Annotated in this window: 21 protein-coding genes; 19 read left to right on the forward strand and 2 right to left on the reverse strand. The window is 44.5% G+C overall.

Features of this window, described 5'->3' with window-relative positions; genetic code table 11:
- Positions 1-237 precede the first annotated feature (237 nt).
- Positions 238-651, forward strand: coding sequence for an alternative ribosome rescue aminoacyl-tRNA hydrolase ArfB (gene arfB, locus JMX75_RS06100; protein ID WP_189581200.1), 414 nt, complete (start codon positions 238-240; stop codon positions 649-651).
- A gap of 102 nt (positions 652-753) precedes the next feature.
- Here the strand turns inward: arfB and JMX75_RS06105 are convergent, their stop codons facing one another.
- Positions 754-1,953 carry a sugar transporter gene (locus JMX75_RS06105; protein ID WP_133105369.1) on the reverse strand — a complete coding sequence of 400 codons (1,200 nt, stop codon included), beginning with the start codon at positions 1,951-1,953 and terminating at the stop codon, positions 754-756.
- 249 nt (positions 1,954-2,202) lie between these two features.
- On the opposite strand from JMX75_RS06105, the gene JMX75_RS06110 reads away from it, so the two are divergent.
- The 8 genes from JMX75_RS06110 to JMX75_RS06145 all read left to right on the forward strand — a co-directional run bounded on the left by JMX75_RS06110 (position 2,203) and on the right by JMX75_RS06145 (position 12,157).
- Positions 2,203-2,880: a cupin domain-containing protein gene (locus tag JMX75_RS06110; RefSeq protein WP_133105370.1), complete on the forward strand. Its 678-nt coding sequence runs from the start codon at positions 2,203-2,205 to the stop codon at positions 2,878-2,880.
- 28 nt (positions 2,881-2,908) lie between these two features.
- Positions 2,909-4,015 carry a flavin monoamine oxidase family protein gene (locus JMX75_RS06115; RefSeq protein ID WP_227673002.1) on the forward strand — a complete coding sequence of 369 codons (1,107 nt, stop codon included), beginning with the start codon at positions 2,909-2,911 and terminating at the stop codon, positions 4,013-4,015.
- Positions 4,016-4,348: 333 nt separating this feature from the next.
- Positions 4,349-4,693, forward strand: a complete 345-nt coding sequence (locus tag JMX75_RS06120; RefSeq protein ID WP_201531518.1) for a DMT family transporter — start codon at positions 4,349-4,351, stop codon at positions 4,691-4,693.
- Positions 4,694-4,713: 20 nt separating this feature from the next.
- Complete coding sequence (locus tag JMX75_RS06125; protein WP_201531520.1) at positions 4,714-5,286, forward strand: TetR/AcrR family transcriptional regulator; 573 nt, start codon at positions 4,714-4,716, stop codon at positions 5,284-5,286.
- Positions 5,287-5,461: 175 nt separating this feature from the next.
- Complete coding sequence (gene betB, locus JMX75_RS06130; protein WP_201531522.1) at positions 5,462-6,976, forward strand: betaine-aldehyde dehydrogenase; 1,515 nt, start codon at positions 5,462-5,464, stop codon at positions 6,974-6,976.
- 117 nt (positions 6,977-7,093) lie between these two features.
- Positions 7,094-8,794 (forward strand): choline dehydrogenase, encoded by a 1,701-nt coding sequence (betA, locus tag JMX75_RS06135; RefSeq protein WP_201531524.1) that lies wholly within the window; start codon positions 7,094-7,096, stop codon positions 8,792-8,794.
- 283 nt (positions 8,795-9,077) lie between these two features.
- Entirely contained in the window at positions 9,078-11,123 is a 2,046-nt protein-coding gene (betT, locus tag JMX75_RS06140) for a choline BCCT transporter BetT (protein ID WP_181210290.1), read from the forward strand.
- 401 nt (positions 11,124-11,524) lie between these two features.
- On the forward strand, positions 11,525-12,157 hold the full coding sequence (locus JMX75_RS06145; RefSeq protein ID WP_201531526.1) for a hypothetical protein: 633 nt from the start codon (positions 11,525-11,527) through the stop codon (positions 12,155-12,157).
- 147 nt (positions 12,158-12,304) lie between these two features.
- On the opposite strand, the gene JMX75_RS06150 is transcribed toward JMX75_RS06145, so the two are convergent.
- Positions 12,305-14,107 (reverse strand): autotransporter domain-containing protein, encoded by a 1,803-nt coding sequence (locus JMX75_RS06150; RefSeq protein WP_133105377.1) that lies wholly within the window; start codon positions 14,105-14,107, stop codon positions 12,305-12,307.
- Positions 14,108-14,503: 396 nt separating this feature from the next.
- Here JMX75_RS06150 and JMX75_RS06155 point away from each other — a divergent pair, with 396 nt between their 5' ends.
- From JMX75_RS06155 to JMX75_RS06200, 10 genes are all read left to right on the forward strand, one after another.
- The gene (locus JMX75_RS06155; RefSeq protein WP_227673003.1) at positions 14,504-15,148 is read left to right on the forward strand and encodes a glutathione S-transferase; all 645 of its coding nucleotides are present in this window, start codon (positions 14,504-14,506) and stop codon (positions 15,146-15,148) included.
- A gap of 520 nt (positions 15,149-15,668) precedes the next feature.
- Positions 15,669-16,577 (forward strand): urease accessory protein UreD, encoded by a 909-nt coding sequence (locus JMX75_RS06160; RefSeq protein WP_133105379.1) that lies wholly within the window; start codon positions 15,669-15,671, stop codon positions 16,575-16,577.
- 96 nt (positions 16,578-16,673) lie between these two features.
- Complete coding sequence (gene ureA / locus JMX75_RS06165) at positions 16,674-16,976, forward strand: urease subunit gamma (protein ID WP_011513222.1); 303 nt, start codon at positions 16,674-16,676, stop codon at positions 16,974-16,976.
- A 28-nt stretch (positions 16,977-17,004) separates the two neighbouring features.
- Positions 17,005-17,340 carry an urease subunit beta gene (locus JMX75_RS06170; RefSeq protein WP_201531528.1) on the forward strand — a complete coding sequence of 112 codons (336 nt, stop codon included), beginning with the start codon at positions 17,005-17,007 and terminating at the stop codon, positions 17,338-17,340.
- Positions 17,337-19,040 carry an urease subunit alpha gene (ureC, locus tag JMX75_RS06175; protein ID WP_133105381.1) on the forward strand — a complete coding sequence of 568 codons (1,704 nt, stop codon included), beginning with the start codon at positions 17,337-17,339 and terminating at the stop codon, positions 19,038-19,040. Before JMX75_RS06170 ends, ureC begins: the two co-directional genes overlap by 4 nt.
- Before the next feature lie 32 nt (positions 19,041-19,072).
- A complete protein-coding gene (ureE, locus tag JMX75_RS06180) occupies positions 19,073-19,615 on the forward strand; it encodes an urease accessory protein UreE (RefSeq protein ID WP_201531530.1) in 543 nt (180 codons plus the stop codon).
- Positions 19,605-20,312, forward strand: coding sequence for an urease accessory protein UreF (locus JMX75_RS06185; RefSeq protein WP_201531532.1), 708 nt, complete (start codon positions 19,605-19,607; stop codon positions 20,310-20,312). Before ureE ends, JMX75_RS06185 begins: the two co-directional genes overlap by 11 nt.
- Before the next feature lie 34 nt (positions 20,313-20,346).
- On the forward strand, positions 20,347-20,985 hold the full coding sequence (ureG, locus tag JMX75_RS06190) for an urease accessory protein UreG (protein WP_201531534.1): 639 nt from the start codon (positions 20,347-20,349) through the stop codon (positions 20,983-20,985).
- Positions 20,986-21,232: 247 nt separating this feature from the next.
- On the forward strand, positions 21,233-21,817 hold the full coding sequence (locus JMX75_RS06195; RefSeq protein ID WP_201531536.1) for a HupE/UreJ family protein: 585 nt from the start codon (positions 21,233-21,235) through the stop codon (positions 21,815-21,817).
- A 175-nt stretch (positions 21,818-21,992) separates the two neighbouring features.
- Complete coding sequence (locus JMX75_RS06200) at positions 21,993-23,258, forward strand: RidA family protein (RefSeq protein ID WP_201531538.1); 1,266 nt, start codon at positions 21,993-21,995, stop codon at positions 23,256-23,258.
- Positions 23,259-23,408: the final 150 nt, after the last annotated feature.

Genomic DNA, 23,408 nt, shown 5'->3' on the forward strand with positions numbered 1-23,408 from the left:
TCCTAGCATGTCAATATCGAATCCTTAGATAGGTTTACGCTTTACAGACAGATGACAGACATAGCAATGCCAAACAATAACATTTATAAGGTTTCATCTCTGAATTGCAGCTTGTAAGTCTTGAAAAACTGCTTTTAAGACATACGGATTTTTGAAGTGGGTGAGCTGGCAAGTGGCGAGGTAGCTGATAATGGTTTATCATTAATCATAACTATCAATTATTTATAAAAGCATCCTATGATTTTTATCAGCAATACCATTAGTCTAAATGACAGTGACGTAGAGATTAGCGCGATACGTGCGCAAGGCGCAGGCGGACAAAATGTCAATAAAGTATCTTCTGCGATTCATTTGCGTTTTGATATCCATGCCTCAAGCTTGAGTGATGTAAATAAGCAGCGACTACTTGATAGTAAAGACAGCCGAATTACCAAAGAAGGCGTGCTCATTATTAAGGCGCAGCAATTTCGTACCCAAGAACGCAATAAAATTGATGCGTTTGAACGCTTACAAAGCTTTATCAACAAAGCTACTTACGTCAATAAAACACGCAGGCCGACCAAACCGAGCAGAAATGCTAAGCGTAAACGTGTCGATCAAAAAACTCAGCGCGGTAAAACAAAAGTATTACGCGGTAAGGTGGATTTTTAGATAGACTGATTTTAAGGTGGATTTTCACAATTAACCAAAATGCCAGCCCATTTAAGTGGCTGGCATTTTTTTGTGCTTAGTTAGCATTTAAGCATAGCCCAATTAGCCCAGTCTTCTGCTTAACTCAGGAAAGCGCTTTATCATAAATAGCATCAGTAGCAATGCCATAACCGCGATAGCCGCCCCTACATAGCCCACGCTCGATAGTGAAATATGCGTTACTGCATAGCCTCCGAACAGTGCACCCGTCCCAATGCCTAAATTGATAATCCCTGAAAACATCGACATCAGCATGTCTTGTGCATTGACATCGACCATGATGACCTTGGCTTGCATGGAGATGATAAGCAGCATGAGCGCCGCGCCCCAGAGTAGGGCAATCAAGCTGAGCGCCCATATTGAGGTTACCGCAAATAACAGCATGAGCATAGACAATAGTATCAGTATCGTCGATATCAGCATTAATCTGGTATTGAATTTATCACCCCAACGACTGAAAATTACACTACCCGCAATCCCTGCGACACCGAACAATAGCAGCACAATAGTCGCAGCGTTTTCACTGATTGCCCCAACCTGCCGCATAAAAGGTTCGATATAAGAGTAGGCGGTATAGTGTGCGGTAAAGACAAGCAAAATAAGTACATATAGGCTGACCAATAAAGGGTTTTTGAGCAACTCTGGAATCTTTCTAAAAGACCCTTCAAACATACTAGGCAGCGTGGGCAACAGTCTCATTTGCAGAATAAATACGATAAGGGCAAGCCCGCCAATACCACCAAAAGTCGCGCGCCAGCCAAACCATTGACCGACCACGCGTCCTAAAGGCACACCCAAGACCATCGCTAATGACGTACCAGTCGCAAGCACACTAAGCGCCAGCGCCTTTTTGCCCTCTGGTGCCACACGTATCGCAATCGCTGCGGTGATGGACCAAAATATCGCATGCGTGAGCGCAATGCCAACTCGGCTGATGAGCAGCACTTCAAAGCTCCAAGCAAATACTGACAACACATGACTGGCAATAAATACCGCAAATAACGCCAACAGCAAACGCTTGCGCTCAAAGCGACTGGTCAGCAGCATCAATGGCAATGACATGGCCGCGACAATCCACGCATACAGGGTCAACATCCAGCCCGTTTCTGCCGTGGTTATAGAGAAATCTTGGGCGATGTCGCTTAATAGGGCAACAGGGACAAATTCGGTGGTATTCATGATAAAGGCGCTAACCCCCATCAAAAATACTTGGAAATACTGAGTGCGGCGAGCTTCTGAGCTCACCTCAAGGTTATGTTTCATATGATCCAACGGTCAGAAAGAATGCTAAAAAATTAGCGTAAAAACGGGGCAGGAAGTGAGATGTTCATAGAAAAGCTAAGCAAGATAGCAAGTCAATGGCTTTAGTTAAAGGGGTTTTTTGCTAATGTCATTAATGCTTAGCCTTTTAATGATAAATACTGACTTCGACAATAGGTTTATCTGGTTTGTCAAAATGGATAAATCAGAGGATAATTCCAAACAATATCATACTTATTTAGAAGTTATATTATGCTCATCAATGCAGAATTTTCATGCCGTGCTGCCTTAGCACCTGAACACTATCAGTGGGTCCAATCACCACAAAACGGCGTCGAGCGCGTGATGCTTGACCGAGTTGGCGCCGAAAAAGCACGTGCTACCAGTATCGTACGCTATGCCCCTGAGTCAAATTTTCCGCATCATCTGCACCCAGGTGGCGAAGAGATTCTGGTATTGTCAGGCACTTTTTCTGCGGATAATAGTGATTATCCTGCTGGTTGGTATCTACGCAATCCACCGACTTCAGGGCATCAGCCTTATAGTCATGAGGGGGCTGTTATTTTTGTCAAACTTTGGCAGATGACAGTCGACGAGACCCGTCATGTCGCTATCGATACCAACGATGCTGACAACTGGCAAGAACAAGGCGGCCGTGAGGTTTGCCAGTTATACTCGGATGCAAAGGAGCAGGTGAGCTTGCAACGTATCAATGCAGGTGAGGCATTGTTTGCAGATACCATCGTAGGAGGTGCTGAGCTATTGGTGCTAGAGGGTACTTTGATAGAAGCGGGACAGAGTTATCAGCGCGGTGGTTGGATACGTCTGCCTGTCGATGCGATATCGCAAGTAACAGCAGGAGAGAATGGCGCCACGGTTTATCTAAAAACTGGACATTTATCACAAATCATCGGAATCGATGTTCACTGAGTTTATAAGTACTGTTGAGAAAAATAACATGAAAAAAGCATCGGTAGCGATTATTGGCGGCGGTCTAAGCGGCGTGTATGCGGCTTATTTATTGGAGAAAAAAGGCATCGATTATGTGCTGTTAGAGGCGCGTCCGACGCTAGGTGGTCGTATCGTTACTGCGAAATTTTCGAGAGATAATAAAAATATAGATAGCTTTGATTTGGGGCCTTCTTGGTTTTGGCCAGACTATCAGCAGCAGTTGGCGCATCTTATTGCAGAACTGCAATTAGAGACCGTAACGCAGTTTGAAGACGGCGATATGATGGTCGAGCGCACGCCTGATATGCCTGCTATTCGTACCCACGGCTATAAAAGCGAGCCACCATCCATGCGACTTAAAGGCGGTATGGCAGCATTGATAGAGGCTCTGTATCTTCATCTTGATGCCTCACGTATTTTGACTGGCCAAATCGTATATCAACTTAATCATGCTGGTCAATATATTGAACTTACTAGTAAAGATATATCTGAGCAAGTAATGACTTGGCAGGCACAACATGTGCTGTTAGCGCTACCGCCACGTTTGGTACAAGAAAGCATTACGTTTCAACCTGCTTTACCTTCCAATCTAGCTGTGCAGTGGCAGCAGACAGCCACTTGGATGGCGCCACACGCCAAATATGTGGCGGTTTATGACACGCCTTTTTGGCAAAAACAGGGTCTTTCTGGAGCGGCGAGAAGCGCCCAAGGTCCTATGGTTGAGATTCATGATGCTTCGGTGACAGACGGTAGTGGTGCGCTGTTTGGTTTTATAGGTGTACCTGCAGAAATACGTCAAAATATTTCTGAAGCCCAATTAAAAATCCATTGCCGTGCACAGTTGGTAAGACTGTTTGGTGTAGAGGCAGAGAATCCTAAAAGAGAATATCTCAAAGACTGGGCGCAAGAACCGTTTACAGCGACTGCTACTGACGCGAGTGGCAATGGTCAACATGCGTCAGCACCTGTGTCTAAAGCAACATCTGGCGTATGGGAAAATTGTCTGACGGGTATTGGCAGCGAATGGTCAACACAATTCCCAGGTTACCTTGCTGGGGCGATTGATGCCGCTAGCATAGGGACGCTAAACCTTCCTGAGTCAATCTTGACTTAATTAATCCTGCTTATACCAATATAAAGAACCGCCTCTAAACAGTCGTTTTTGGATCAGCTCTTTCCTTTCTATACGGTCGTTTCGCTCTTTATAGTAAGGAAAGGTTCGAGCTTAATGCAAAGTGCGGTGCGTCAAGTAAAGCCACATTATCATTCCGCCTTATCATTCCGCCTTGCCCCTATAATTCCATCTAGCCTTATCTCATCTAAAATAAACAAAATACATATTAACCCTTCACATTGCTAGATTATTTCTATAAAATACCGACCGTGTGGTTTCTTTAATGTATATACATTATTAATATGTGCTCAATTTGAGACAGGTATCCTAATTATGAGTCCTACCACTATTGCTTACGGTTACCTTGCCATTGCTATCATTTGTGAAGTCATTGGCACCACCTTTTTAGCTAAGTCAGAGCAGTTTACGCGTTTGGTGCCGACAGTGATTATGGGTATGCTCTACGCCATCTCGTTTTACTTATTGACACAGACTATCAAGACCATACCGCTTGGTATCGCTTATGCGTTGTGGGCTGGACTTGGGATTGTATTGACCTCATTGGTAGGCTTGGTGTTTTTTAAGCAAACACTGGATACAGCAGCGGTAGTTGGTATTGCGATGATTGTGGGCGGTGTCGTTGTGATGAATTTACTATCTAATTCTGTCGGGCATTAATCGTGTATCTGGAGATAAAAATGGAAGCTGAAAACGCGCATAAGCGCAAAAAACAACCAGAAGTAGTACGTCGGGCATTACTTGACCAAGCAGCACGCATTACTTTAGAGCAAGGTTTGGCCAAGGTGACCTTCCAAGCGGTTGCTGATGCAGTCGGAGTAACCAAAGGCGGCGTGATGCATCATTTCACCACCAAAAACGCCTTGGTCATGGAAGTATTTCATGACGCCATGAAAAAGTTTGAGGTGGAAGTTGACGCGGCTATGGCAAAAGACCCTGTGCGTTTTGGCTCTTTTACCCGTGCTTATATCAATGCCACGATTAGCTTGGGCGAAAAAGGGCAGCATGAGTTCAATAGCCAAGCGACATTATATGCATTGATGCTAGGTGATAGTGAGCTACGTGACTTATGGGCAGAGTGGGCAAATGCACAATTAAAGAAACATGAAGCAACTGATAATACCGAAACACTATGTATGGTGCGTTTGGTCGCTGATGGTATTTGGCTCTCTGATTTTTCAGGGATTAATATCTCAGATAAAACATCCATCCATAAGCGCTTGATAAATATGACGCAAGCTGCGCAAGAATAAAGCGCCGCTCTCAACTGATTTATCGAAGAAGCGTTTTTTATTATAGAAGCATTGAACGAACAGCTTATAGAAATAGACGATATAAATTTATTTTAAATACTTAACCCATGACGAGATTATTTGGTATTAACTTTTTTATAAAGCTTTTGCCAGTCGTTGTAAGGAGAAAGAACACATGACAGATTCAAAAACAGTGCTAAATAACTTAACAGACATCATTGATTTAGAACAAATACAAACTGCCTATATTAACGGTCGTTATTTGGCGGTAGATGAAACGCTGACGACTTTTGAAGATATCAATCCAGCGACGGGTGAAGTGCTGGCGACGATTCAGCAAACGACCAATGAGCAAATTGATGAGGCTGTTAAAGCGGCACAAAAAGGTCAAAAAGTGTGGGCGGCGATGACTGCGGTTGAGCGTGGTCGAATCCTATCAAAGGCCGTTGAGATATTGCGTGACCGCAACGATGTACTGGCATTACTCGAAACGAAAGACACAGGTAAAGCTTACTCTGAAACTAAGTATGTCGATATCGTCACTGGTGCGGATGTCGTTGAATATTATGCGGGTCTGGCACCGATGATTGAAGGTCGTCAGATTCCGTTACGTGATACCAGCTTTGTCTATACTCGCCGCGAGCCACTTGGCGTGGTTGCTGGTATTGGTGCATGGAACTATCCGATTCAAATCGCGATGTGGAAAGCAGCACCGGCACTAGCCGCTGGTAATGCGATGATCTTTAAGCCATCAGAAGTGACACCGTTGACTGCGTTGAAACTGGCAGAAATTTTGACAGAAGCAGGATTGCCAGATGGTGTATTTAACGTCGTGCAAGGCAATTATAAAGTAGGTGAGGCATTAACTCAGCATCCTGATATCGCCAAAGTATCGTTTACCGGTGGTGTACCGACGGGTAAAAAAGTCATGTCGAGTGCGGCATCATCGTCTCTTAAAGATGTGACATTAGAGCTGGGTGGTAAGTCACCACTAATTATCTTTGATGATGCGGACATCGATACAGCTGCGGACATCGCGATGATGGCGAACTTCTATAGCAGTGGTCAGGTATGTACCAATGGTACGCGCGTGTTCATTCCTAAAGCCATGCAAGCTAAGTTCGAGCAGGCTATCTTAACGCGTGTTGAGCGTATTAAGCTCGGCGATCCAATGGATGAAAACATCAACATGGGCCCGTTAGTAAGCTTTCCTCATATGGAAAGAGTACTTGGTTATATCGAGCAAGGTAAAGCCAGTGGCGCACGCTTGCTAACAGGTGGTGACCGTGTGACGACAGGCGAATTGGCAAATGGCGCATTCGTCGCACCGACGGTATTCACTGATTGCACCGATGAGATGACTATCGTACGTGAGGAAATATTTGGCCCAGTGATGTCGATATTGACTTATGAGACAGAAGAAGAAGTTATTCGCCGTGCCAATGATACCGAATATGGATTGGCAGCTGGTGTCGTGACTGCTGACTTGACCCGAGCACATCGAGTTATCGCTCAAATTGAAGCGGGTATCTGCTGGTTAAATACATGGGGTGAGTCCGCAGCGCAGATGCCAGTTGGTGGTTATAAGCATTCGGGTATTGGCCGCGAAAACGGCATTGAAGCCCTTGAACACTATACGCAGACCAAATCTATCCAAGTAGAATTGGGCGCGTTTGAGTCTGTATTTTAATCATTTGTATTGAGAAAATTCTTAATCAGTAAAGTGGTTCAGTAGTAGAGCTAATTTGTTCTTTGTTCGACTTTACTGATAGTAAATGATTTATTTTTCAATATTATGGAGCGTTTTATGACATCAACCACACCTGAGTATGACTACATTATCGTTGGTGCAGGATCAGCAGGCAATGTGCTGGCCACCCGTTTGACCGAAGATGCCAACATTAAGGTGCTGCTACTAGAAGCGGGTCGTCCAGACCACCGCTTAGATTTTCGTACGCAGATGCCAGCAGCGCTCGCCATGCCGTTGCAAGGAACGACCTACAACTGGGGTTATAAAACCGATCCTGAACCGAATATGAACAACCGTGTGATGGACTGCGGTCGCGGTAAAGGACTTGGCGGCTCATCATTGATTAACGGTATGTGTTATATCCGTGGCAATGCACTAGATTTTGATGATTGGTCTAAGATTAAAGGCTTAGAAGATTGGACGTATTTGGACTGCCTGCCGTATTTTAGAAAGTTAGAAAACCGCGATGCGGGCGAGAATGACTATCATGGTGTGGGTGGTCCTGTTGAGATGACTACTTCAAAACCTGGCGTCAATCCATTGTTTCAAGCGATGATTGAAGCAGGTGTGCAAGCTGGCTATCCAAGTACTGACGATTTAAATGGCTATCAGCAAGAAGGCTTTGGGCCAATGGATCGCTTCGTGACGCCTAATGGTCGCCGTGCTTCAACGTCCCGTGGCTATTTGGACCGTGCTAAGCCGCGCAGCAATATTACGATTTTGACGGGTGCACTGACTGATGTAATCTTATTTGATGGTAAGCGTGCCATCGGTGTCAAAGTCGAGCATCAAGGTCGAACTAAGAACTTTCATGCCTCGCGTGAAGTGATTGTTTCCTCTGGTGCAATTGCTTCACCGCAATTATTGCAGCGCTCTGGTATTGGCCCTGGTCAATGGTTAAAAGATCTAGGTGTTAATGAGATTATAGATTTGCCAGGCGTCGGTAATAACCTGCAAGATCATTTAGAGCTGTATATGCAGTATGAATGTAAGCTGCCAGTGTCGATTGCACCTGCCAATAAATGGTGGAACAAGCCCGCCATCGGTGCTGAGTGGTTATTCAATGGTACTGGGCTGGGCGCATCAAACCAGTTCGAAGGTGGCGGATTTATTCGTACCGATGAGAAATTTACCCATCCTAATATTCAGTACCATTTCTTGCCATTAGCAGTACGCTACGATGGTCGTAGTGCGGTTAAATCACATAGTTTCCAAGCACACGTGGGCTCATTACGCTCGCCAAGTCGCGGTCGTGTCAAGCTGACCTCAAAAGACCCAAGTGCGCATCCAAGTATCTTGTTTAACTATATGTCTCATGATCAAGATTGGCAAGAGTTCCGTGCTGCCATGCGCATCACTCGTGAGATTATGCATCAGCCAGCGCTTGACCCTTATCGTGGTCGCTCGATTGCACCAACGGATGATTTAGTGACGGACGCCCAGTTGGACGAGTACGTCCGTAATCACAGCGAGACGGCTTATCATCCATCTTGTACCTGTGCGATGGGCGAAGACAATGATTCGGTCGTCAACGGTGAAGGGCTGGTACATGGTGTCGATGGACTGCGTGTCGTTGATGCATCGATTATGCCAAATATCATCAGTGGCAATCTCAACGCGACGACTATTATGTTAGCAGAAAAAATCGTCGATAAAATGCGCGGTGTGCAGCTGCCACGCTCGACGGTAGATTATTATGTCGCTAATGGTGCACCACTCAGAGCGGAGCCGATGCGGAGTTATAGTTCTACGGTATAAGCGGTTGAATCATCAATCATATAAGACAGTTTTAATAAGAAGGCCTTTTACAGTAAAGGTCTTTTTTATCAGCGCTAACGTTTAAGAAGATGAGTGCCGTTATGGCTGCCTCTGTTTATCGTTTGCTTTGCTATTTTTTCACATTGTTGATTTAGCAAATTTCATTTATTGGTACTGCTTTGTGCGTCATGCAGGTATTTGTATGTCATGCGGTTATCGGTCATAAGATTATGACGGACAAAGCAATATCAGACCCTGTTTAATTTACCTATTGAGGTCTTTTATGTACAGCTCGCCATCAAAGGATGCGACGAAACCCCTGACTCTAAATAAGACGGTTTTTTTAGGCTCAGCTATTATTTCTATTTTATTGATAATCTGGACGATTGCGTTTCCAGATTATAGTGAGGCATTATTAAGTTCAAGTATGGCATGGGTATCAGAGAGCTTTGGCTGGTATTACATGCTGGTGGTTGCCGCGTATAGTATATTCGCCTTGTTTGTTGGCTTTTCTAAGTATGGCGATATCAAGCTTGGTCAAGATCACGAAAAAGCACAATTTCCCTTTTTAGCGTGGGCAGCGATGCTGTTCTCCGCGGGTATTGGTATTGACCTATTGTTCTTTGGTGCGTCTGAGCCGTTGATGCATTATCTGACGCCGCATACGGGGCTCGAGCCTGCCAGTGAGGCGGCTATGCGTGAAGCACTTGCGCAGACCTTTTTACATTGGGGTCTACATGGCTGGGGCATTTATGCCTTAATCGGGATGGCATTGGCGTACTTTGCTTATCGTAAAAACATGCCACTCGCGTTACGTTCACCACTGACGCCTATCTTTGGCGAGCGCTTAATTAAAGGCTGGCTTGGTGATGGTATTGATACCTTTGGTGTGGTTTGTACCTTGATGGGTATCGCGACCAGTTTGGGTATTGGTGTATTGCAAGCCAATGCTGGTTTGACTCATGTGTTTGGGATTGAATCCAGCAAAATGGTTCAAACCTTTATCATCATAGGTGTTGTCGCTGCCGCGGCGATCTCTGCGATGACTGGTGTGGAAAGAGGTGTCCGCCGTTTATCCGAATTCAACATGCTATCGTCGATATTGCTACTGATTGCCATATTGGTGATGGGTAACACGGTTTATTTGCTGAATACCTTTACACAAAATATTGGACAGTACTTCCAAACCATCGTTTTCAAAACCTTTGATGTTTATGCTTATGATGGTCAAGCAGGCGCTGATTGGAAATCAGGTTGGACGATATTTTTCTGGGCATGGTGGGTCGCTTGGGCACCGTTTGTAGGCCTATTTATTGCGCGTATTAGCCGTGGTCGTACCCTGCGTGAGTTCGTATTTGGTGTGATGTTTATCCCACTTGGATTCATCTTTGCTTGGTTCTCTATCTTTGGTAACTCAGCGATAGATTTGGTTGCCAATGGTGCCACTGAACTTGGTGAAATCGCAGTCAATGATGCGGCAATGGGCATGTTTGCCTTGTTTGAGTATTTTCCTTACAGCGAAGTGCTATCATTTGCAGGTGTTGTGATTGGGTTAGTATTCTTTGTGACTTCAGCTGACTCAGGCGCTTTAGTATTGGCGAACCTAAGCTCAAAAGGAATGACCAATGATACGGATGCACCTGTTTGGTTACGCTTATTTTGGGCAGCAGCGACCGGTCTTATTACCCTAGGCTTATTGTTTGCTGGTGGTTTTGCCTCATTACAGTCAGTATCTGTCATTGCAGGTTTGCCATTCTCACTCATCCTTGTACTCTATATGATGTCGATGTGGAAGTCGCTCAAAGAGGAAGGTAATAAGCGTAAAGCCAGTACGATTGGTACGGCTAATGTGCTTGATAGTGGTAAAAGCTGGAAAGCACGCTTGCAACGTATTGTCAGTTTCCCTAAACATGCACAAGTGGAACAGTTTTTACAAAATGTGGTCAGACCTGCCATGACGGAAGTTGAAAAAGAATTTGCGGCAGGCGGTTTAAAAACCTCTTTGGATATCCGTAACCCTGAACATATCGGACAAGATATAGATGAAGGTATGGATGAGAGTAGCGGTCAAATAGATGGTCTGAAATTACGGGTTGGACATGGTGATGAAGACGACTTTATTTATGAAGTTAATTTGATCAAAGCGGAGCGTCCTAACTTTACATTGAGCACATCAACTAAGAATGCAGAGTACTATTATCGTGCGGAAGTGTTCTTAAGTGAAGGCTCGCAAGAGTATGACTTAGTTGGTTACTCCAAAGAGCAAGTATTGGTCGATATCTTAAATCAGTACGAGCGCCATTTGCAGTATCTACATTTAGAGCGTTAATAGCTAAGTAATATACTCGACTTTACACTGACCCTATAAGTTGAATGCAGCTTATAGGGTTTTTTAAATGTCAGCGTTATAGTCTATTTGCTATAAAAGGAATAGGATATATACTGCTACGTTTTATAATGAAGATTAACAGTATTACCATTATCTGATGTGCTATCATTATTAAAAATGGTCATTCAGACCTATCGTGGGTTTAATGGTTTCGTAGCTTTCACTTGCCATTGTGAATCAATCAATGACAGCGCTACAAGCCTTGCAACTTCCAGCACGATATAAAATAACTCTGGTAAAGCGCATGAGCCTTTTCTCCGACAAAGTCATCCATGCCTTATTTGATTTGCCGAATTTGGCTTATTATTATACTTTTATTGTCGGAGTTATAGGAGTCTCACTTGTTTAATCTTCCTGCTACTCATTCCAAATATACCCGCTATTATAGACCGCAGCATTCTTTGGCGCGCCGTATCATTACTCAAATCGATACGTGTGAGCGCCGTCCCCAAGATATTACCAAAGCCATGGGCTATCCGCTTAAGCATACTATTCCTGCCTGTGATCGCCTGCGTCATGTACTGTCTAGCGAAAAATTGGGCTTGGATGGCAGTTATATCGATGCTTATTTTACTCCTGAGAAATTCTTAGAAAAGCTGGTTTCAGTACTTGATATGCAGGATGAGACGTTTGAAGAAGACATCGCTCAAATCAAGTATGATTTGGCGCATTATGCGTATCCTTTGCCTAAATATCGGTTAAGAGCAGATGTTGATTTTGAGTTTACTGCCGGCGCAAATTGGATGTCCCGTGGCGGCGCGGCTCAATTGGCTCATACTCACTTGCCTGAAAATATTGCTCGAATGACTGAGACAGAACGTGAGGTCATCGTACAAAAGTGTATTGATGAGCATTACAAAAACTACAATGGCAACTTGCCATATGGCGGCGTGATTAAAGGCTACTGGCTAACGATTGAGCAGCATGGTGAGGTTATTAGCAAAGTGGAATATGGGCTGCCAGTTAAATCATGATAGTACTCATAACGACGTAAGAAAAAATCTTAAAAAGCCTATTTAAAATCCATCTCAATAGAAAACCGCCAAGCACTTTTTAGCGTTTGGCGGTTTTTTTGAGCTTCAATATATAAACTATCAGCAACTAAGCTTGATTCAAACCGTTTAGTAAGTGCTGCTAAGACCGACAAACAAACTCGTTGATTTGTCATCATCACCTTGCGAGTGCGTAACACCAGCATTGGCATTTAATTGACCAAAGCTTTTAGATACGCCAAGTGTCATACCAAAATTATCATCGTCGGTCTGCACCATTGGCGTATCAAAGCTGATATTTGCTATGGTGTTAAGACGCGCAGAAGCCGCTTCACGATTGTCACTCAACTGCTTTTGATAATGAACATCCCCGAATACATTAAGTGAATCGCCTAGATTATGGTTGGCTTTCACGCCAAGTTTGCCATAAGTAGTAGTATATTTTTGCTCATCGAACTGCATGGCGATACCAGACATTTCTTGCTCTTTTAGCGCGTCCAATCTCACACGGCTAGCCGTTGCACCGATATATGGCATGATAGCAAGGCTGCTGAACTGCATCGGATATCCTGCCTGCAAGTTAGCATAGTAACGTTTACCATCAGCATTAGAGTTAAATTCTTGTTTATTGCCGCCAAGTGTAACCGCACGAGTGACATCAACGTCTAGATTACCAAAGCCAACCGCACCATTGATTTGCACGCCGCCAAGCTTATCTAAGGTATTGCTATGATAGACACCAAAGCCCACTTCTTCTAAGTCGATATTGCTTAAGCCAGTGCGAACCCCGGAATTTTCAAAATCCTTTTGAGTGATATTGCCATACAAGCCTGTTACCGCATGTGCTGAGTTAGGATGAGCAAAATCTACACCTAATAATACTTGGGTATTACTATCGCCTTCAAACCCTGCAATATCTTGATTTTCAAAATCACCGGTTGCCCATAACTTACGGGCAGGTTTTTGTTCACTACTTTGGATTTGATTGATGTGAGATTGCAAGCGCTCGCTAGTTGCTAGCCCTGCTGTCGTCGCAATGTGCGGCAACACGCCAATAAGACTAGGAGCGGTAACGACGGCACTGGCGTAATCTGCAATCATCTGGTGCGCACGTCCTGATGGGTGGATGCCATCAGCAAAGAAATAGCTTTCATTGGCACCTGGCGCGACTAAATTACTTGATCCACATAAAAGCGAGCTTGAAGTGTTGCAAGCTTTTTGAGTCATATTTGTAAAGCCATAAGCCGTAGGGTTGGCAGCGACTTGTTGTAATAAGCTAAAAGTATCGAGCGGTATGATATTAGCACCCGTAGCTACTGCGCCACTATACATAGTTTGATTATATAAATTTGCTAACATCGTACCAGACGATTGAAACCCTGCTCCTGCAGCGATAGCAGTAGGTGTTAGACCTATATCAGGGATATTAGGTACTAAAATATAGTTCGCACCCTTATCTTTGAGCGCTTTAATAGCGGCGACTTGGCTGCCAGCCGCTGATGAAATCGTATTTATCGCATTAGCAGGGTTTGCAGCTGCCGCAAGTAAATCGTTTGCGCCTCCCCACACCACATACATACCATTAGAATCAACTTTTTTATTAGTAAGATAACTATTTACTTGAGTGTTCACAGACGCAACAGGAACGTTAACGCCAAAGTCCGTATTAACGATATCCTTGCCTGCTCTTGCACCACCAATAGCATAGTTATTACCAGCTTGATTTCCAAGATAAACGATGGGAACAGCTGTTGTACCTAGCTGCTCAGCGAATGACGTTGCCCATACGTTATCAGGATTGGTTGTAAATTGACCTGACTCTTTAATACCGAGCTTGCCTTGGGTAATGGGACTAAAATAACCGCCATCAGTCAAGCTATCGCCGAAAAATGTCACGCTGCTATAAAGCTCAGCATGCGCTAGACCTGCCAAGCATACTTTTGGTCAATGTTTTAAGGGTGGTAGGGTTAACAATAGCGTGAGAGATATTACGAGGCATATCGACTTCCTTGTCGTGAATGTAGCGGTTTATTAAGGAAGTGTAACTGCTTTAGAAAATCCTAGCAATCGAATTTATCGTAAATCCCAATATAAGTTGGATAAGTTAACAAGTATAAAAATTTTAACCATGGTGCTGTAAATATCGTTCTAACCTAGTGCTCTATCTTCTAAATTATCCAGACCATCATAACAATGCAATTACTTGCATTGTTATGATGTGTAAATGAAGGTATCGTCCCTAGTATTTTTAAAATGATGACACGCCCTAGTAATAATCAACCTCCGCGTTTAAACTTATTAATCTCAATTCAACTACGAACCCTACCTATGACTTCCTCTTATCATTGCCTGTATTCTTTTCGTCGCTGCCCTTATGCCATGCGCGCCCGTCTCGGCATACTATTTGCTGAGCTACAGGTAGAGCTGCGCGAAATAACACTGAAAAATAAGCCGTGTCAGATGCTAGCCATTAGCCCAAAAGGTACGGTACCTGTTTTACAACTTGTAGATAGGACGGTGATTGAAGAGAGTACAGAGATAATGATATGGGCGCTTGAGCAGCAAGATCCGCAAGGGCTTTTGGATGCAGAGGTTTTGCAGCAGGCAAATGCTTTGATTGATAAAAACGACAACGAATTTAAATATTGGCTCGATCGCTATAAATATGCCGATCGTCATATAGACATGACCCAGACAGAGTATCAACAGAAGGGTGAAATATTTTTACAAGTGTTAGAGGAGTTGCTGACTAAAAATCCTTATTTGCTAGGGAAAACTGTAACGATTGCCGATATTGGTATTATGCCTTTTGTCCGTCAATTCGCTCATGTCGATCGCGATGTTTTTTATAGCCTCCCTTATCCAAATCTACAGCGATGGTTACAAGATTGGCTGCAGCATCCGTTTTTTTTGCAAACGATGACCAAATTTCAGCCGTGGCAGGATGGGGATGAAGCAGTAATTTTTTGCTGAGACTTCCTCCAAAATATTTAATAAGTGTTAATACTTTGAAATTTTCGTCTCATGTTTGCTAGGGTTACTATCTTCTAGCTATCTATCTTATTGAATTACTACAAGATTCACAGTACAGATTAACTAAAAATAGGATTAAGCTGCCATAATTTTTACCAATGTGTAAAGAAACAATTTGACAATTATGTACGGTTGGCTTATAAGAGATAAACAGTATGGCTGTTTGCCCATAAGTGCTTTTTTAGAGCGCCTATTTGCATTAATTAAGCTCATACACATATCAAGGGAAGCATCTTCTACCCTGATGGTACATCGCAATTTATCTGCACTACTCGTTTTATGGTTTTTAGGCAATCATTGCCCAACTGATGACATTCGCTGACAGCTACTAGGCTGCCACTGTCACTCTAACCTCACCCGCGCACGTGAATGTATTTTCTCATTTTGCTATTGTCAGCCAATTTGCTGACGATTCAGCGATGTATGTCGCGCTGGGCCTATAAAAAAGGTTTCCAATCGCATGACGATTTTATTTTCTATGCCTGTGCATCCGCAGCCAATCATAGATTCTGGGCATCGTTTTGATGCCAGCCGCCATTGGCCAGCCTCATTAACTTTAGGGTTTGCAGCTTATCCTGAAGCGGACACTCGCATTACTCGCATGAATGTCGCACGTCACTATGGTCCACTGCGGGTACAGCGCGCTTTTTACCCTGAAGGTCGTGATGGCTGCTGTCATGTGTATCTTCTGCATCCGCCCGGCGGTATTGCCAGCGGTGATTCTTTAACCATCGATGTTACGGTGTCTGAAAACGCCCACGCTTTATTAACCACCCCAGCTGCCAACAAACTGTATCGAGCCGATAGCAATAATGTCGCTTGGACACAGCATACTCATCTTAAAATCGAAGACGGTGCCACGCTTGAATGGCTGCCACAAGAAACGCTGGCTTTTGATGGGTCACGCGGTGAGCAAACGGTGATTATTGATTTGGCTGAAACGGCTAAATGCTTGGGCTGGGAAATGATTGGCCTTGGCCGCCCAGCCAGCGACTTACCTTATGTCAGCGGCATCATTGAACAGCGTTTTCAGCTTAGCCGAAAAGGTCAGCCACTATGGTTAGAGCGCCAAGCTATTGACCCAACACATCCTCGCTTTTTAGGTAAATGGGGACAAGGCGGTGCTACGGTTCACGCTACCCTTTGGGCTGTCGGACTGAGTGACCCTGCTGACACCATTACCGAACTACGCGACAAAATACCTGCCAACCACAATTGGGCGGTGACTTATCGCCGCGGTGTGCTCTTACTACGATACTTGGGTATGGAGCGCAATGAAGCATGGGATTTATTGCAACAAGCGAGGGAAATTCTGCGCCCAAGACTGATGGATGTTGAGGCAGTGACGCCGCGCATTTGGTTAACCTAATAATTCTTTTGCGTATTTTTTTTCGATTACGCATAAAAGCAAGCCGCAAATAAATCGGTTTTCAGCACAACAATATCAATAATAATGGAGACAATAATGGAATTAACCCCCAGAGACAAAGACAAATTAATGCTTTTTACTGCTGGGCTTTTGGCCGAGCGCCGTAAGGCAAAAGGGCTGAAGCTTAATTATCCAGAAGCGATTGCTCTGATAAGTTGTGAGATTATGGAAGGCGCACGAGAAGGGCGCACGGTGGCAGAAATGATGGGCGCCGGTCGCGAAATTTTAACTCGTGATGATGTGATGGAAGGTGTACCTGAGATGATTGAAAGTATTCAGGTCGAAGCGACTTTCCCTGATGGCACCAAACTGGTGACTGTTCACAGTCCTATTATCTAATAAGAGCATAAAGCTAAAGGAGAGCATAATGATTCCGGGTGAATATCAATTAAAGAAAGGTGATATTGAACTGTGCGTAGGGCGCGAGAGCTTTGTGATTGAAGTGGCCAATACCGGCGATCGCCCTATACAAGTGGGCTCTCACTATCACTTCGCTGAAACCAATAGCGCACTGAGCTTTGATCGCAAAAAAGCCTATGGACATCGCCTAGCGATACCTGCTGGCACCGCTACGCGCTTTGAGCCAGGTCAAAAACGTGAGGTGTCGTTACTGCCTTATGCCGGACTGCGCCGCATCTTTGGCTTTAGAGGTGAGGTGATGGGTGCGCTAGATGACAATTCAGATTCAGGAGAAACACGATGAAAATATCTCGCGACGCCTATGCCAATATGTATGGTCCGACCGTTGGCGATCGCCTCCGTTTAGGCGATACTGAGCTTTGGATCGAGATTGAAAAGGACCACACCCATTATGGCGAAGAGGTAGTATTCGGTGGCGGTAAAGTGATTCGTGATGGTATGGGACAAAGCCAATTGTGCTCAGACTCAGTGATGGATACCGTGATTACCAACGTTATTATTATTGATTGGTGGGGCATCTTAAAAGCCGATGTTGGCTTAAAAGACGGGCGCATTGCAGCTATCGGTAAAGCCGGCAACCCAGATACGCAGCCGGATGTTGATATTATCATTGGCGCAGGTACTGAGATTATCGCTGGTGAAAACCAAATATTGACCGCAGGCGCGGTAGACACACACGTGCACTATATCTGCCCGCAGCAAGTAGATGAGGCGTTAATGAGCGGTCTTACCACTATGATTGGTGGCGGTACTGGCCCTGCAACTGGCTCAGTCGCTACCACCAACACGCCTGGACCGTGGCACATTGGCAAAATGATGCAAGCCGTGGATGACCTGCCTATTAACATCGGATTTTTGGGTAAAGGCAGTGCCAGTACGCCTGCAGCACTTGAAGAGCAAGTCAAAGCTGGCGTTATGAGTTTAAAAGTTCATGAAGATTGGGCGGCAACGCCAGCAACCATTAGTAATGCGCTTGATGTTGCTGACCGTTACGATATTCAGGTAGCGTTACATGCTGATAGTTTAAATGAGTCCGGATTTGTCAAAGATACGCTAGAGGCCTTTAAAGACCGCTGTATCCATTCGTATCATACTGAAGGTGCTGGTGGTGGTCATGCGCCAGATATTATTGTCGCTTGTGGTCAGCCAAATGTTTTACCGTCATCGACCAATCCAACACGCCCGTACACCATCAACACTGTTGACGAGCATCTAGACATGCTGATGGAGTGTCATCACTTAGACCCAAATATTCCTGAAGATGTGGCCTTTGCTGACTCGCGTATCCGCCGTGAGACCATTGCTGCAGAAGATATTTTGCATGATCTTGGTGCCATTTCAATGATTTCATCGGACTCTCAAGCCATGGGCCGTATTGGTGAAGTGGTCTGCCGTACGTGGCAAACCGCGCACAAAATGCGCCTGCAACGTGGTCTGCTACCAGAAGATCAAGAGCGCGGTACTGATAACTTCCGAGTCAAACGTTATATTGCCAAATACACCATCAATCCTGCCATCACCCATGGTGTATCACATGAAGTGGGCTCGGTAGAGATTGGCAAAATGGCAGACTTGGTACTATGGCGTCCTAAGTTTTTTGGTGTTAAGCCGTCCATTATATTAAAAGGCGGCATGATTGCTGGTGCTGCAATGGGCGATCCTAACGCAGCGATTTCGACCCCGCAGCCAGTGCATTACCGCCGTATGTTTGGCGCGCTAGGACGTGCAGTTTCTGCTACTCGCGTTACCTTTGTTAGCCAAGCTGCGATGGACACGGGACTTGAAGAAAAACTGGGGCTAAGAAGCCGATTGGTCGCGTGTAAAAACGTTCGTAGCATGCGCAAAAAAGACATGAAGCTGAACGATTACTGCCCGAATATAACAGTAGATCCAGAAACTTATGAAGTTCGTGTAGACGGTGTACTTTTAACGTGTGAGCCGCTCTCTGAACTGCCATTAGCTCAGCTTTATCATCTGTTTTAGGTCATTTGTTTTAAGTTTGTAAGGATAATAATATGCTTGAATTAATAAAAAGAATGGATGGTAATGCTTCGGTTGATATTTATGACACCTTGACCTTGCCTTATGAGCTACGTATTCGTGGCCGTCTAAAGGCAGTTAGTGATAACGAACGTGATATGGGTCTGTTTCTTGACCGAGGTCCTGTGCTTCGTCATGGTGATTTGCTACAAGCCGATAGTGGTGAGGTGATTCAGGTTCTTGCAGCTGATGAGCCAGTGGCTACTGCTTATATCGAAAGCGGTTTACCACTCGCGAGACTGTGTTATCACTTAGGTAATCGACATGTGTCACTCGCCCTTGGTAGCGATGAAGATGGGCGTCATTGGGTGCGTTTTCCTCCAGATCATGTGCTTGAGGAGCTAGCAGTACTATTGGGAGCAGATTTAAGGCATCACGACGCACCATTTGATCCTGAATCTGGTGCTTATGCGCAGGCTGGTCGCGAGCACTCGCACTCAAATAGTCATGCACATTCTCACTCTCATTCTCATGACCACGACCATTCTGAACACGACGGTCATAACCATGCGCATTGATGAGCCGTCAAATGCTGTGAGCGATCTGGCATTGTTAGGTTTGATGCAATTAATTAGCCCAGCATTACCTATTGGTGCTTTTGCTTGGTCGCAAGGTTTGGAAAGTGCGTTTGAGCTGGGTTGGGTCAATAATGAAGCTCAACTGGGCGAATGGTTGGAAGGCGTTTTAGGTGACGGTTTGACGCGTTGTGAACTGCCTGTCTTAGCACGTTTACAGAGATGTTGGGCAAATAACGACGGTGATGGTCTGGCCTTTTGGAATGATTGGCTACATGCCAATCGGGAAACGGCTGAGCTGAGCGATGAAGACACACGTTTAGGTCAAGCATTGATGCGCTTGCTCAACAGTTTAGAGTTGCAGCCACAGCCAGCGTTAGGTCATGCCGAGCTACCAAAGGAACCGGGCTATGTCACTGTGTTTGCATGGACTGCCCATCAAAGGCAGGTGCCTGTACGTCAAGCTCTACTGGGATTTGCTTGGGGCTGGCTAGAAAATCAGCTGGCGGCTGCTTGCAAAGCACTGCCACTCGGTCATACCGCTGCACAACGTTTGAACGAGACCTTGCGTCCACAACTGGTGGCGGCAGTTGATAAGGCTTTAACCTTAACTGATGAGCAGTTGGGTCCGATTTTACCCGGCTTAGCACTGGGTAGTGCTCAGCATGAAACTCAATATTCACGATTATTTCGAAGCTAAATTATTGCTTCGTTTTTAGATAAGGAAAATATACATGAAACATTGTTTAAGAGTAGGTGTTGGTGGTCCGGTTGGTTCTGGAAAAACAGCTTTATTACGTCAGTTATGTAGTGCGCTAAAAGATCACTATGATATCGCTGTGGTTACTAACGATATCTATACACGTGAAGATGCTGATTTTTTGTTAAAGCATGATGCTCTGCCTGCCGATCGTATTTTGGGCGTAGAAACGGGCGGCTGTCCGCATACCGCTATCCGCGAAGATGCCTCGATGAATTTAGCTGCTATTGATGATTTGCAAACGCGCCATCCTGACCTAGAGCTGGTGTTAGTAGAGTCTGGCGGCGATAACTTGGCGGCAACCTTTAGCCCAGAGCTTTCTGATTTGACCTTATATGTCATTGACGTCGCTGCTGGTGACAAAATTCCTCGTAAAGGTGGCCCAGGTATAACTAAGTCAGACCTGCTGATTATTAATAAAATTGACATCGCTGAATATGTCCATGCTTCGCTAGATGTGATGGAGCGTGATTCAAAGAAAATGCGCGGAGAACGTCCTTTTATCTTCACCAACTTATATGACGGCGTAGGCGTAGAAGAAATCATTAGCTTTATCTTAAAGCAAGGTATGTTGCCTGAGCGTCGTCCTGGAAAGCTAAGCGCCAATGCTTAATGCTTAATTGCTGGCATTTAATAATTATAGTCAGTCCTAAATAAAAAAATGCAAATATTATCAATCACTACTGGGGTTAATTTTTCTTGCTTGCTGTGGCTACGCAGACAGAGGCTGCGAATAATCAACCCCAGTAGTTCTGTACTCTTTTAAAAGTGGATCAACTATAAGTACGCGGACAGTACTTCAAAGTATTAACTAGACCAATCAATCAGACAACAGAAAACAAAAAAAATAGGAGAGAAAGATGAATAAAATGACTAAATTGCTGCTGATAGCAGGGTTGATGATGACTGCCACTTTGGCGATGGCCCACCCTGGCCATGGCGAGCAGGTGAGCAATGGTTTCCTTAGCGGCTTACTGCATCCGATGATGGGCCTTGACCACTTATTGGCCATGGGCGCGATTGGTTTTTGGAGTATCCGCCAAAACACTACGATGAAACGTGGCACGCCGTTATTTGTCGTAGGCGGCATGATAGCTGGCGCAGGCCTTGCTTGGGCGGGTATCAGTTTGGCTGGGGTAGAGACCGGCATCGCCATGTCAGTATTGCTAGTCGGTGTACTAATCGCCACGTTAGCAAAACTGTCGACTGCTGTTGGTGGAACCTTAGTTGCCCTGTTTATGGTTGCCCACGGTTATGCTCATGGTACTGAAATGACACAAGGTTCAAGCTTATTGCTTTATATGGCTGGCTTCGTTGTCGCCACCTTAGCCATTACTTTTGTCGGTCGTGGTCTAGGTACCATGATGCTCAAAGCCGACAATCGTATTACCCGTGCATTAGGCGGCGTAGTTGCTATCATCGGTGGCGTATTAGCTGCTGGCTAATATATATTAATCACACAATTTTATCTTTTCGCATCAAGCTAAGAAGCCGTAGGGACTTCCTACGGTTTCTTAGTTTCTCATATTCCTTTTCGCATCTAGTAAAGATCTTAAAGCGACGACAGCGGGCTAGATGCCTGCTGCATTAATAAATATATCAAATAGGGATTATCACGATATGAATGATACCATCATAAAATTATCTAGAAACACGAACCGTGCGCCGATTAGCTCAACGTCAACTCAAAGCGTTGCTTTTTCTCATTACAATAATATCTCAGCACAATTACCAATTGATCCAAAGACGGGAACATTAATCGCTGCTGATATCGCAGCACAAGCCAAACAGTGCTTAGATAATATCAAGGCGATTGTAGAAAGTACTGATCATCTCATGGATGATGTGATTAAAATCACTGTATTTTTAAAAGATATTGCAGATATGCAGGCAGTAGATGCTGTCTATCGTACTCTCTTTAACAACTATTTGCCGACACGTAACGTAGTGATGGTTGCAGAGCTGCCTATGGACGGTGCCTTAGTACAAATGGATGCATTACTTTCAAATGGCGAAGGTACTCACCCGCAAGCCCCTTGCGAGCTAGTAAAAGTGGCAAAAAATGCTGATAACGCACCAATAGACTCTCTATCTACCCAAACCGTTGCTTTTTCTCATTATAATAACGTTTCAGCACAATTACCAATCGATCCTATTTCAGGGCAATTAGTAGCAGGCGGTATAGTAGAGCAGACGGCGCAATGCCTAACCAATATCAAGTCGATTTTGAATAGTATCGATGTCGGTGTTGATGACATTGTCAAAATAAACATTAGTCTAACTAACCTTGCTGATATCGCAGCCGTCGATGACGTTTATAGCACTTTTTTCCCAGATACTGCTATTGCAAGAGCCGTCAATTATCTGCCGGCGCGTACAGTGACTATGGTTTCAGGGCTACCTATGGGTGCTTTGGTACAAGTTGAAGCCGTGGTATCACATGGAGATGGCACACCGCCACAAGCCGTTGAAGATCGACATGGCATTGTGATCAAAGTCAATAATACTGAGCAGGCGCCAAAGCAATTGTTAAGTACGCAGACGGTTGCTTTTTCTCACTATAATCATTTTTCAGGTCAATTACCTATCAATCCTAAAACAGGTAAGCTTATCGACGGTGATATAAAAGCGCAGACTCAGCAGTGTTTAGAGAATATCAAAGCCATTGTCGAGAGTATCGATCATAAAATGGATGACATCGTTAAAGTAACTATCCAACTCAAAGACATTAACGATATTGACACGGTCAATGATGTTTATACCACGTTCTTTGACGGTGAGCTGCCTGCCAGAACAGTATTTGGGGTATCAGCAATCCCTATGGACGCATTGATACAAGTTGATGTAGTGCTCTCTAATGCTGAAGGTACGCCACCTGTCAGATAGTGGTCATTCAGATTTTGCCATAACAATTGGTTTGACGCACGTTTTCTAGAGCGTCATAATCAATTTATGATTCATCACCTAAATAAAATAAAAAGGCTTTCAACTATTTGGAAGCCTTTTTATATGTGGAAGATATAATTAAACAGGTAA

It is taken from the genome of Psychrobacter sp. LFX-11D, from assembly GCF_904846475.1.
GTDB lineage: Bacteria > Pseudomonadota > Gammaproteobacteria > Pseudomonadales > Moraxellaceae > Psychrobacter > Psychrobacter cryohalolentis.

Bases quoted from the DNA above. Each gene is read 5' to 3' on its own strand.
- JMX75_RS06105 (WP_133105369.1), bottom strand. From the start codon at position 1,953: ATGAAACATAACCTTGAGGTGAGCTCAGAAGCTCGCCGCACTCAGTAT.
- JMX75_RS06185 (WP_201531532.1), top strand. From the start codon at position 19,605: ATGCGCATTGATGAGCCGTCAAATGCTGTGAGCGATCTGGCATTGTTA.
- JMX75_RS06120 (WP_201531518.1), top strand. From the start codon at position 4,349: ATGAGTCCTACCACTATTGCTTACGGTTACCTTGCCATTGCTATCATT.
- betA (WP_201531524.1), top strand. From the start codon at position 7,094: ATGACATCAACCACACCTGAGTATGACTACATTATCGTTGGTGCAGGA.
- JMX75_RS06110 (WP_133105370.1), top strand. From the start codon at position 2,203: ATGCTCATCAATGCAGAATTTTCATGCCGTGCTGCCTTAGCACCTGAA.
- ureC (WP_133105381.1), top strand. From the start codon at position 17,337: ATGAAAATATCTCGCGACGCCTATGCCAATATGTATGGTCCGACCGTT.
- ureG (WP_201531534.1), top strand. From the start codon at position 20,347: ATGAAACATTGTTTAAGAGTAGGTGTTGGTGGTCCGGTTGGTTCTGGA.
- betT (WP_181210290.1), top strand. From the start codon at position 9,078: ATGTACAGCTCGCCATCAAAGGATGCGACGAAACCCCTGACTCTAAAT.
- ureE (WP_201531530.1), top strand. From the start codon at position 19,073: ATGCTTGAATTAATAAAAAGAATGGATGGTAATGCTTCGGTTGATATT.
- betB (WP_201531522.1), top strand. From the start codon at position 5,462: ATGACAGATTCAAAAACAGTGCTAAATAACTTAACAGACATCATTGAT.
- arfB (WP_189581200.1), top strand. From the start codon at position 238: ATGATTTTTATCAGCAATACCATTAGTCTAAATGACAGTGACGTAGAG.
- JMX75_RS06115 (WP_227673002.1), top strand. From the start codon at position 2,909: ATGAAAAAAGCATCGGTAGCGATTATTGGCGGCGGTCTAAGCGGCGTG.
- JMX75_RS06170 (WP_201531528.1), top strand. From the start codon at position 17,005: ATGATTCCGGGTGAATATCAATTAAAGAAAGGTGATATTGAACTGTGC.
- JMX75_RS06125 (WP_201531520.1), top strand. From the start codon at position 4,714: ATGGAAGCTGAAAACGCGCATAAGCGCAAAAAACAACCAGAAGTAGTA.
- JMX75_RS06155 (WP_227673003.1), top strand. From the start codon at position 14,504: ATGACTTCCTCTTATCATTGCCTGTATTCTTTTCGTCGCTGCCCTTAT.
- JMX75_RS06200 (WP_201531538.1), top strand. From the start codon at position 21,993: ATGAATGATACCATCATAAAATTATCTAGAAACACGAACCGTGCGCCG.
- JMX75_RS06160 (WP_133105379.1), top strand. From the start codon at position 15,669: ATGACGATTTTATTTTCTATGCCTGTGCATCCGCAGCCAATCATAGAT.
- JMX75_RS06195 (WP_201531536.1), top strand. From the start codon at position 21,233: ATGAATAAAATGACTAAATTGCTGCTGATAGCAGGGTTGATGATGACT.
- ureA (WP_011513222.1), top strand. From the start codon at position 16,674: ATGGAATTAACCCCCAGAGACAAAGACAAATTAATGCTTTTTACTGCT.